We start from the raw sequence: 12510 nt of genomic DNA on the forward strand, positions 1-12510 counted from the left end.
GAGAAAGTAAAGGATAAAGAGATTTAGAGAAGTGATGTACTAAGAGGTAAGAATAGGAATTCTGATATGTTTTAAGGCCCTGCGTTAAAAGAAGCGTTTGATTAAAATTTTATAGGTATAGTAACCCAATAAACATCCGATAGCATCTGCTACGATATCCAATGTTTCCATGGATCTTCCCAATCCCATTTCTTCCTGTAGAATTTCTGTAAGGAATGCATAGATAAGGATGATCTGAAAGAAGTATGAGAATTTTATTCTGGGAAATGCGGCAATGAAAGAAAAACCCAAGGCTGCAAATATACTTAAGTGCAATACCTTATCTATACCGCTGAACATAAACCAGTATTCCTGGTTTTCTTCTCCGGGCTTGAGAAGCATATAAGTAAGAAATGCCCAATAAATGGGCAATATCTTACTAAATATTTTTGAAATCTTATCCAGTGATTGCTTTGTAATCATCCGCAGAAAGTAACTCAGACTGATCTGCCCCATCAGCAATTTCCAATTTGATGATCCAACCATCTCCATAAGGATCTGTATTTAACAATTCCGGCTGACCTTCTAAGTCTTCATTAAATGCAATAACCTTTCCTGCGATAGGTAAGAATAAATCTGAAACCGTCTTTACTGCTTCTACACTTCCGAAAACGTCTCCTCCATTAAGATCATCATCTACAGTATCTACATCTACGTATACGATGTCTCCAAGTTCTCCCTGAGCAAAGTCTGTAATACCGATTGTAGCTACATTACCTTCGATCTTGATCCATTCGTGATCTTTCGTGTACTTTAATTCTGATGGTGTGTTCATTTTTTAATTTTTATTTTGTACAAATGTATTCAAAAATATACTAGCTTCAAATATTGGATATAAAAAAAGTCCTTCAAAACTGAAGGACTTTTAAATTTGTATCATTTTTAGAATCCGCCTCCGGATTCTCCGAATGTAAATGTGGCAGAGATACCTGCTCTGATCGTAGACAGTGGGAATGCTGTGGAGATCTTATACTTCGAGGTCATCTGTTCGTAGAATACTCTCAGGTTAAGATTCTCGGAGACATTATAGTCTGCAGAAAGTTTGATATTCATCAGTCTTTGTCCTCCTGTCACTTGTGCATCATTTAGAAGAATATTCATAATGGAGGTTTTGCTGTCTCTTAATGAGATATCTCCTCTGATGTTAAGATCACTTCCTTTTCCTCTTGTTCCTCTTCCTCTGATGTTGGCTGTTCCCAATCTGAAGTTTCTGACAATATATCCAAGTCTTACAACATATTCTGTATTGGCATCTTCGGTAAGCGTTTGATTTACCAATCCCAATACCATCATTCTTGTTTTATTATACTGTATTCCGAACTGCATATTGTTTCTCATGGTAACATCTACTCCAATCAGTGGTGAGAAAGATTCTACATATCCTACCTGTGCGAATGTATATGGATTGATCTTATCTCCTGCATTTTTGATAACATTACCTGCATTATCCACAGTTTGATAATATCCACCCGGATTACCATGATAATCTACATTACTCTGGATTCCAGTGGCTGTGTAAGTTGCTGTATATCTATGTAGGATATCAAACTTCGTAAACTGCCCACTAATGATCGGAATATTTTTTAATCCTGAATACGTAATTCTCCAGTTTGGTAATGGGAACCCTGATTTTTTAGGATTACCCATTGGTGTCACAGATTTTCCTTCCATAGCTGCTCTAAAGGCAGGAATCAATACATAAGCATTTCCAATACTATAATGCTGAGCAAATCCGTTGTTATCCAATGCTCCTGTACCTCCAAGTTGTTGTGACAGTGCTCTTGCATTTTCTCTGATAGCCTGGTAAACTGCCTGCCCATCTTTGAATGAAGTATTAAGAAGCATTGTTGTGTTGGAATACGTTGTCAATTCGCTGGCAAATGTAAAGCCAGGATCCGGAACTCCGTTATTTGTATAGTTAAATCCTGTATGTGAGAAGTTACTATTAAAGGTATGCAATACGTTTAAATCAATCCTTAAATCATTCATTGGCATCACCTGTAAGTCTGCCCTCAATTCTTTGGTAGACATTCTTACATATGGATCTGTCATATAGTTGGAGCCACTCACCCATCCGTTTTCCATTACTGTTCTTCTGATGTCTGCCTGTGATCCAAAAAGGAATCCGATTGTTGGGCCTCCCAGAGTCTGTCCGGATCCATACCAGTTTGGAGCAGATAATAATCCTGGAAGTACGGTACCATTATTTTCGGTGTAGCTTACATTCAACTGTTTGAAAGAAGTAAGGAAGAATGCTGCACTTTGAAGTGGAGTAAGCTTATTTTTAAATTTATACTTCTTGTATCTGTATCTGTTTTTCTCCCATTGTTTCGTATACACATTGTTCAGGGAATCCATCTCCTGTCTGCGTTTCTGAAGCTTGGCATTTATATTCTTAAAATAGTTAAACTGTCCAAAGAACTTAGGAAGGTCTGCAGAACCTGTTACCTGAATAACATTTGTATTTTGCCCAACAGATCCTAAACTTTGCGCCTGATTGGTCTGAGGATCCACAAATCCTAATAAAGAAGTAGATCTTGCAGCCCAGTTATAAGTAAATCCGTATCCTACTTCTGCATCAATAAAATCCAGATAAGGTAAATACTGGAACGGCAGTTTATAATTCAACTGTGCTCTGTGGTTATATAATACAGGTCTTCCTGCTCTGAATACATTTCCAAAAATCGACTTGTTGTCCATCGAGTTTACGTCAAGATTGTCATTCAAAGTTCTGGTTGCAGAATTGATTTCCAGTTTTAATGATTTCGTGAAATTGAATCCTAACCCGTACTGCCATCCAAAGAAGAAGTTTCTGTTTCTAATGGCATCAAAATTATTATTCATATCTCCGTTCAGGATCGCTTCTACGTTTCTGAACTCAAGTTCATTGTAGTTTCTGTCGATTTCAGTTCTGAAAGATATTCTTGTAGGGATCGGATTAAAGTTGAATTCCTTCACCCATCTCAGATACTTGGTAGATTTCGCAGTATCACTGATCATTTTATTGAAAGGTTTAATTACCCACGGTTTAAACGTGTAGTTATAATCAATATATCCTCTCAGATACTGTCTGTAATTTTTCTTGGTATAAATATCTCTGAAATAGTCATCGTTATAAACAGCTGTTACCGAAACGTTTTCGATATCATAAAACTTAGGCTTTTTATTTGGATTTACTCTTTCTTTATGCATATTAACGACTCCTATACTTCTCTGCTGAGTGTATGTTCTCGCTACTTTTTTCAACTGATCCTTATTTGGTGCCTTATTGAATTCCACGTCGGTATCCAAAGGATTATATTTTGGATCTTCAATAGTCTGCGAATAAGAATAGTTTAAAGGAATCTTAACTCCTGTTTTTTCCGGAAGGAATTTGTCTAAATTAACGGCTGTATTAATACTGAATGCTGATTGGGTAGACTGTGTTCTTTCTGCTGGTTTAGAATCAATATTTCCGAAACCAACTGAAGTATAAGACGCATTTGCATTCACTGTTGCAAGATCTCCCATGTTAAAGTTCAGGCTGGCATTTCCTGCGTATCCTCCATCATTTTCAATTTCAGAAAGACGGATTTCGTTTACCCATAATATTCTGGTTATTCCGGCACCTCCTCTTACATCTGCATTTCTTACCCCAATCATAATGGTGGTAATATTTCCTAAGCTTGGTCTACCTTTAATATAAATATTTTTGAAAGGTTCCTGATATGCCGGATCCATTGTTCTATTGGTAATTGCTACTCCTGATTTATCTCTCCTGATCTTAGCATCTACAAAATTTTGAACATCAAAATCAACTTCATTTTCCAACGGCCAGATTTCCATAGGAGCTGTTGCTGTTGTTGGAGTCATTTTTAATGATGATTCATATTCGTAATAGTTATCAGTAGCATCACTTCCGAAACGGATAAAGAATTTGGTTTTCTCATCCATTCCTATTACTCTGTTCAATGGATCGTGAGCGTGTACAAATAGCTTCAGCTTTTTGTATCTTCTCATATCCAACGTTGTATTTTTGAATACTCCTCTTGCTTCTGATTTAAGATCAGTTACTTTCATGTAAAGTGAAGCTTCATTTTGTCTTTGAGCTCCTGCATTTCCACTTAATACCTGTCTGTCAATTCCTGGAGGCAATACATATGGAGGCTGGTTCAGTGCATTTTCTTCAATATTTACACTTCCTACTTCAAAGTTCGGATCTGCCACAGTACCTATTCCTTCTTCTGGAGCGGAAACCACTGTACTGGCAATTTTACTATCATACTTTCTCCAGTCTGATCTTACAAGATCCATTGTTCCGAATCTTAAAGTAGAGGTCTGATCAAATCCTGCCAGCATTAATCTCGCAAATCTTACATTGTTCAATACTGAAGGGTCATGCGATCCTTCCTGCGGGTCATACTTGGATACCGGAATTCTGAATAAATACCATTTAACATCTGAAGTCTGTCCATTCTGAAATGTTGCTTTTACCGTTTTAACATCTACAATATTATTATCCCCCCCAAGTGTCAAGCTAGGCTGGTCAAGTTTAATAACATATTGGTTATAGTTTTCTGTCTGATCAAGGTTATAATCTTTGTTGATATCTTCAGCATCCGGAGTTTGAGAAGCTACGTTCAGAGAGTTTGCTTCTGAGTTTCCTTCCGGGTTTCTGAAATATTTGTAACGCTCCACCACTGATGCGGCCTGGGTTCCAGTAAATTTATCAGAAAGATAGAACACGAAGTCATCCACTGCAGGGTCAGCAATATTGGTTACCGGGTTTACAAATGTATTCCCGAATCTCATGGCTTCCTGATCAGAAGTAAGACCATCATAACCTGCATCCTGTACTCTTCTGTCATCTCCTTCTGTAGAGAATGCGTATAAGATTGGCGGTTGTTTTGGCTGAACTCCCCAGTTTGAATTGGTGGTAGACGATGGTGTACCAGGAGTTGGAAGTCCGTTTTCGTACTGCATTTTTCCATCCTTCAGAACATCTTCTGAAACGTTTCCTAAATGAAGTAAAAGTCTAGGATCAGTTCCCAGAGTTTTACCATCGGCATAAGGGTCCATCATCCAAAATTCAACATATTCAATATTGGAAGTAACGAAGTTCGGAACACTTATTGATCTCATAATTCCTCCCCATCTGCTTTGCGCCTGCTCTGTTACTGGGTTTACGTTGTATGGTCCTTTTTCTTTAGGGAAATAAGAGATATCGAAAGTATTAGTGAAAGTTTGCTCTCCTGCTACGAAATCTCTGTTGTTATAAATCTCAGAATATTGTACTCTTCTTGAAGAATGGTTGGATACAGACTGAGGTGTAATTCCTGAAGGAGCTTTTCCTCCAACACCCCAGAATCTAGGATCGATATTATACCATGTTAATAATCCTCTTCCATATCCGCTTGTTAAGTCGTCATTGCCAGGCACTGTATTAAATGGCGGCAAGGTATTTTTTTCTGGTTTTGAAGCTAAGCTCCATGCAGCAGGCTCTTTTAGTGAGATCTTCGAGGTGGTTTGCTCAAAATCATCAATATAAGACTGATTGTTTGTTCCTTTATTTAATCCAGGTAGCAAATAAGCTGCTTCCATCTTAAAGTTTAAATTGGATGGAGCTTCAGTTTTTACCATCGGAAGCTTATTGGTAAGCCTTGTAAGATAAGGAGCCTGATTGTTGTACATCAAGTTGATCCCTGCCATGGTATTGTTTACCGCTTCCTGCCCGAAGTTTACTTTCTGGGTCAATGGAGATTCTGAGTAATTGATTACCGTTCCTCCTAAGATAAAGTTTTCACTGAATCTTCTTTCTAAATTTAATCCTAAGAATCTTTTTCTTTGGGTATTAAATGTTAATTGGTTTTCTAATGAAATATTGATTGCCTGCCCGGACTGTTTTACATTTTCATTGATAATGGTAACCGTTCCAAGCATGTAGTCTACCGTATAGTCTACTCCTTCCGTAAGCTGTACTCCATTTGCTGCTACTTTCACTGATCCCTGAGGAACGTTTACAGCTCCCAGAGAAATACCTTGTCCCTGAACTCCTTTGTAACGCCCTTCCAATGTATATCTTTGAGAAAGGTTACTGGAAAGCACAGACTGCTTTTGTTTGGTATAAAGATCCTGGAATACATATTGAGGATCACTGGTTCCTAATTTGGATTCCAGATATTTTCCGAAAGGCTGTACTTTGGTAAAGATTACCCTTCCTGTTTCCGGTCTGATGGTAGTTCCAGGAACAAAATCGAAAATACCATCTCCTTTGGATCCGTCTTTGTTATTCTGGATATCATTATTCATATTAAGACGATCCCAGTTAAATAACTTCAGTAAGTTCTGATCTTTTACAGGGGTATCCGGAAGATAATTTACTTTACCTCCGGTTTTCGGGTCTCTATAGTATACATTCAGGATAAATCCGTCCTGTGCTACCTGACCTGCATCTATTGAATAGATATTCTTCATCATCAGATCCCACATCGGAGACTGAGTGTTCACTTTATTATTTACCCTCAATACTTTAGTAATAAGTACAGGACTTTCTTCTGAAAACTCCCCTACTTTGTATACTTTATTGCTTCCATTAACGGTATAAGAATATGAAACCGCTAAAAGCTGCTGATCATTCAGTTTTTGATTTAATGAAATATATCCAAGCTGTGGCTGGAAGGTAAATTCATTAGCATTAAGCTTTCTCGCTTTTGTATTGTAGATAAATTGTTCTCCATTATCATAAGGAGTGGGATCTCCCGGAAGCACCTGTCCCTGGAAAATAGTCCCATAGTTTTTTCCAGCTTCTCTGGATCCTGCTACCGATGAAACCCCATCATATAAACCATTCAGAGAGTTATCAGGTAAAGTAAATCCACCTGCTGCTTCCCCAAGGTCTCTAATCCCAATAATACTTTTCTGATAAGCCAGATTACTATTCCCTTGATCCAATACCCAAACTTCCATTCTGGTAATATTGATGGTTGAGTTGATCTGTGGATAATTAATTAAGGCATCATCATATTTGTTCAGGAAATAATGTCCTAAAAAGAAGTGCTGATTTTCTTCATAATCAATAGCGTTGACTTTAAAGTTGTTCATAACCCCACCACCCTGTACGACAATATTACGAGCCTCACCCTGCTGTTGAGAAAGAACTACTGTTCCAAATGTTTTTCCTAACTGGAATTCGGTTTTCACCCCGAACAATGATTGTGAGCCACGGATCAGACTGGTTGAAAGCGGCATGTTTACGTTACCGAATTCAACTCTTTTGATGATTTTATCTTCTCCTCCTTCATTGGGTTTATCTACATTTCCAAGACCTTTGCTTTGAAGATCTTTCCAGCTTCCTTTTGCCTGCCAAACGAGGTTCATTCTGTTTTCGAAAGCAAAACCACTCTGGGTATCATAATTGGCTTTTAACTGAAGGTTTTCTCCTACTTTACCAAGTAATCCTAACTGAATTCTCTGATCAATATCAAAGGTAAAACTGGTCCTGTTTTGGGGCAGGATCATTGGATTGTCTATTTTCTGGTAAAGTCCGGCAAAATCCAGGGATGCATATCCTGAAGGAATGATCTCAATTTTATTACCTCCGAAAATGGTTTCGAAAAGCTTGTTATTGATCATTACAGAAGGGATAAGTCCCTTTCTCCTTGCATCTGATTTGTCTCTTCTGAAAAGAAGATTGTATTTATCAGATTTTTCCTTGTAATAGGCTTTAGTCTGGGTAGCGAGCATATATTGTTTATACTCTTCCGGCGACATTGCTGTAGGAGGACCTGTGATGGTATTTCCGATTTTGGGATACACGTAGTACATCCCGGTTTTTATGTCGTAATAGGCTTCGTACCTCGTAGGGTCTGCCACTTCATATTGTTTTCTTATGATCGCCGTATCTCTCTGTACCTGTGCAAAAGCACCGACAGAGATAAACAGGAACGACAGGAACAAAAATATGTTAAGATGCTTAATATTCGCCACCAAATGTTAAATGTTTTTTAAGATTTGTTTAACCAATTCTTCTACCGAGATGTTTGGATTTTGTTTTATTATTCTATCCGCAATCTTCTCACTCGCTCGCTTAGGAATTCCTAAAACTTCTAATGCAGATAACGATTCTTCCTTGATTTTATTATCTACCATCACAGAAATGTTCGCATTCGGATCGCTATATTTCTGTACTTTATCTTTAAGATCTACAATAATTCTTTCGGCTGTTTTTGCCCCGATTCCTTTTGCTTTTTGAATCAACGCACTGTTTCCGGAAAGGATTGCAGAGGCGATCTCATCAAGGCTTAATGTAGACAGCAGGATAAGGGCTGATACAGCTCCCACTCCATTAACACTAATTAACAGATTGAACATTTCTTTTTCTGAACGTGTGTTAAATCCAAAGAGGAGATGAGCATCTTCACGAATGATCTGCTGGATAAATAAAAAGGTCTGCTGATTCAAAACCAGCGTCTGTGAGGTCATCAAACTGATTCCCACGTAGTAACCAACCCCTTGCACATTGATGACCGCGTAGGTAGGCGTAAGTTCTTGAACGTTGCCTTGTAAAGAAAATATCATTATTAATTTTTAAAACTCCCAAATATAGCAATTTAAACTAATTAATGTTTTCATTTCACGTGCGAATGATTTTTAACTTAAATTTTAGGTAAGAATTCAATGAATTAACATAAAAGCAAAAGACTCCAAAATATGGAGTCTTTTATTATCTTAACACGGTTTAAAGTGTCTTTTTTAATAAGAAATTGATCTAGTTTGATTTCTTTTCTCTTCTTTGAGCATCAAGAACGGCGATGGTAGCAAGGTTTACAATTTCATCTACGCTTGAACGCATCTGAAGTACGTGTACCGGCTGCTTTAATCCCATCAATATTGGTCCGATAACCTGTGCTACTTTCATTCCTCTAAGAATTTTGTAAGAAAGGTTTGCACTTTCCAGATTCGGGAAGATGAAGGTGTTGGCAGGTGTAGTTCCTAATTTTGAGAAAGGATAATCACTCAGGTGATCTGCATTCATTGCAAAATCCGGCTGAATTTCACCATCCACAACCATTTTAGGGAACTTCTCATGAAGAATGCTTACTGCTTTTGCTACTTTTTTAGAAGTTTCAGAAATTGCAGCAAAGTTTTCAAATCCAAGCATTGCAATTCTTGGTTCGATAGCGAAAGATTTCACTGTAAATTCTGCCATTTTAGCAATATTTACAAGGTCTTCTGCTGTAGGGTTCTGATTGATAGATGTATCTGCAAAGAAAATAGGTTTCTTCTCAGACAGGATCATCATCATTGCCGCTACTTTGTCTACTCCTTTATCTTTTTCAATAACTTCTAAAACAGGACGTAAAACTGAAGTATAGTTTTTCGAGAATCCTACGATAAGACCGTCTGTATCTCCATGTTTCAGCATCAAAGGACCGAAATAGTCTCTCTGACGTACATATCTTTTCGCTTTGTACTCGTTCATTCCTTTTCTCTGACGAAGTTTCCAAAGGGTTTCTCTGTATTTCTTTCTATTTTCTTTCTGATCATCATCACTTGGATCAATGATGGGAACATCCAGGGTAATTCCATAGCGCTCCATCTGCTCCTTGATGTATTTTTTGTCTCCTAAAAGACTTGGGTAAGCAATTCCTTCTTCATACAGAATCTGGGCAGCTTTCAATACATTGTATTCTTCGGCGTTTCCAAGGGTAATTCTTTTCGGGTTGGATTTTGCACGGCTCTGCATCATTCTTACCAATCTCTCATCTCTACCCATTCTGTCTAACAGCTGGTGCTCATACTCTTCGAAGTCTGTAATACTTTTTCTTGCAACACCACTTTCAATAGCTGCTTTTGCAACAGCGCTTGATACTTTAGTGATCAATCTGTTATCGAATGGTTTCGGAATGAAGTATTCTCTTCCGAACTGAAGATTCTGAACGTTATATGCTAAAATTACAGCTTCCGGAACCGGTTCTTTTGCCAAATCAGCAATTGCATGTACGGCAGCCAGTTTCATGTCTTCATTAATTCCTGTAGCCTGTACATCTAATGCTCCACGGAAGATATATGGAAATCCTAATACATTGTTTACTTGGTTAGGATAATCACTTCTTCCTGTTGCCATGATGACATCTTTACGGGTTTCAAGGGCAAGGTCATAAGCAATTTCCGGATCAGGGTTAGCTAAAGCGAATACGATAGGATTTTCATTCATGCTCAAAAGCATTTCCGGAGTCATTACGTTTCCTTTTGACAACCCTACAAAAACATCAGATCCTTTTACCGCGTCTTCTAATGTTTCGATATCTGTCTGAGCAATGAAATCCAGTTTTTCAGGAGTAAGGTTTTCTCTTTTATGATTGATAACTCCTTTACTGTCGCACATCAGGACGTTTTCTTTTTTCAATCCTAATGAAATATAAAGCTTGGTACATGCAATAGCAGCCGCACCTGCTCCGTTTACCACCATTTTCACTTTATCAATATCTTTATTGGCAATCTGCAGAGAGTTGATCAATGCTGCTGCGGAGATAATTGCAGTTCCGTGCTGGTCATCGTGCATCAAAGGAATATTCAATTCCTCTTTCAGTTTTTGTTCTATATAAAAGGCTTCAGGCGCTTTAATATCTTCCAGGTTGATTCCTCCGAAGGTAGGAGCAATACCTTTTACAATTTCAATAAATTTATCAGGATCTTTTTCGTCGATCTCAATATCAAAAACGTTGATATCTGCAAAGATTTTGAACAAAAGTCCTTTCCCCTCCATTACCGGTTTTGAAGCTTCAGCACCGATATCTCCCAGTCCAAGTACGGCAGTACCGTTAGAAATTACTGCTACCAGGTTTCCTTTTCCTGTATAATCATACACAGTTTCAGGTTTATCATGAATTTCCATACAAGGAACTGCTACTCCCGGAGAATAAGCCAGCGAAAGGTCTCTTTGAGAAGAGTGTGGCTTTGATGGGATTACTTCAATTTTTCCTTTGGGTTCTGCTTTATGATAATCTAGCGCGGCCTGGCTAAAGTTCTTTTCGTCACGATTGTTGTTACTTGACATAAAATTTTGTTTTTTGTTAAAGTATATATTTAATGTGGTAATCTACTAAGCTTTCAATTGGTTTCTGAACTACATGTCCCACATTTAAATTAAATTCTGCAGCTACAGAGCGCAGTACATTTTCATAATAATAAGCGATAGATCCGATAAAATTGATTTCAGCATCTTTAGCTTCTTCATAAGGGAGTACCTGATATTCAAAGAAGTTTTTCATTTCTTCAAAAACCATATCCCTGAAGTAAGGATGGTCTTTTCTTTCGATCACAAATTTGGTAAAGTCGGCCAAATAAGCATTTGGTCTTGGGGTATGATACATATTTTGTAATGCATCTTCTACGGTAAGCTTATAGTTGGCTTTAAATTCAGTATGAAGATCTGAAGGCAGTTTTTTCATGAAATATCTGCGCAGCAATTGTTTTCCAATAGCGCTGCCGCTTCCTTCGTCCCCAATAAGGAATCCTAATGAAGGTAATTCTATTTTTAGATTTTCACCGTCGAAATAACAAGAATTTGATCCTGTGCCAAGAATGCACACGATAGCAGGTTTTCCGCTGTATGCTGCATAGGCTGCAGCCATCAGATCTTCCCTCACAACAAATTCTGCTTTTACAAAAACCTTCTTCAGCTCTTCCTCTATGGTTTCACAATTTTTTTTCACTCCGCATCCGGAACCATAAAAAAAGACTTTGGTAATTGAATTTTTAACGGACATCAGATTGCTATTTTTCTGTACCTCAGGAGCGATAAGTTCTCTGTTGATAAAATTCGGATTAAAACCGATTGTTTCTGTTTTCAGAAAAACCTTCTTAAAGTCATCAAGTATTACCCAATCCGATTTAGTAGAACCACTATCTACAATAGCAACCATATTTTAGATTTTAATTTAAGGGTGCTAAATTAGGAATTTATCTTCAATTAGCATTTAAAAACAATCTGGAAGCTGTTTAAAATCATTAATGTCTAATTTGTGTTTTTTTTTCGTTGAATTGTACCAGCCAATCTTCTATTTCATCTTCCAGATAGGAAGTCTGTAATACCATAGCATTGATAAAATCATCAGGCACCGGTTCTCCTTTGGAGTTTTCAAGATTCCACAATTCATTTGACATATTTTCATATTCAGAATACACTCTTTTGAAGCGGGAATTTTCTTTCTCAAGAGCCTCAATATTTTTCTGTTGAAGCTGGAATTTTCTGTATTTGTTTTGACTTTTCATACAAATATTATTAATAATTGGTCATAAAATGTTGGAGTATATGCTCTTAATCGCGCACTACAAGATAGAAAAAACCATCAACACAAGAAGTTGAAAATGAATTTATTATCAGGTCATTATTACATCATTCTGAATATTAAAATTAGACATAATTTTTATTAAAAAAAATATTTTAACAACTTTTTTCAGTGTTTAACATATAGTTATAAATTTGCA

At 37.3% G+C, this 12510-nt stretch carries 7 protein-coding genes; all 7 read right to left on the minus strand.

Features of this window, described 5'->3' with window-relative positions; all coding sequences use genetic code 11:
* Positions 1-84: 84 nt before the first annotated feature.
* Positions 85-462: a VanZ family protein gene (locus tag CQ046_RS16460; RefSeq protein WP_105703326.1), complete on the minus strand. Its 378-nt coding sequence runs from the start codon at positions 460-462 to the stop codon at positions 85-87.
* The gene (gene gcvH, locus CQ046_RS16465; RefSeq protein WP_105703327.1) at positions 437-814 is read right to left on the minus strand and encodes a glycine cleavage system protein GcvH; all 378 of its coding nucleotides are present in this window, start codon (positions 812-814) and stop codon (positions 437-439) included. Before gcvH ends, CQ046_RS16460 begins: the two co-directional genes overlap by 26 nt.
* Positions 815-921: 107 nt before the next feature.
* On the minus strand, positions 922-8004 hold the full coding sequence (sprA, locus tag CQ046_RS16470; RefSeq protein WP_105703401.1) for a cell surface protein SprA: 7083 nt from the start codon (positions 8002-8004) through the stop codon (positions 922-924).
* Positions 8005-8010: 6 nt separating this feature from the next.
* Positions 8011-8595 carry a Holliday junction branch migration protein RuvA gene (gene ruvA / locus CQ046_RS16475; RefSeq protein ID WP_105703328.1) on the minus strand — a complete coding sequence of 195 codons (585 nt, stop codon included), beginning with the start codon at positions 8593-8595 and terminating at the stop codon, positions 8011-8013.
* Between the two features lie 190 nt (positions 8596-8785).
* Positions 8786-11077, minus strand: coding sequence for an NADP-dependent malic enzyme (locus tag CQ046_RS16480; protein WP_105703329.1), 2292 nt, complete (start codon positions 11075-11077; stop codon positions 8786-8788).
* Positions 11078-11093: 16 nt separating this feature from the next.
* Positions 11094-11945 (minus strand): BadF/BadG/BcrA/BcrD ATPase family protein, encoded by an 852-nt coding sequence (locus CQ046_RS16485; RefSeq protein WP_105703330.1) that lies wholly within the window; start codon positions 11943-11945, stop codon positions 11094-11096.
* 85 nt (positions 11946-12030) lie between these two features.
* A complete protein-coding gene (locus CQ046_RS16490; RefSeq protein WP_105703331.1) occupies positions 12031-12294 on the minus strand; it encodes a hypothetical protein in 264 nt (87 codons plus the stop codon).
* Between the last annotated feature and the right edge of the window lie 216 nt (positions 12295-12510).

Origin of the sequence: Chryseobacterium sp. MYb7, from assembly GCF_002979455.1 — a bacterium.
Lineage (GTDB): Bacteria > Bacteroidota > Bacteroidia > Flavobacteriales > Weeksellaceae > Chryseobacterium.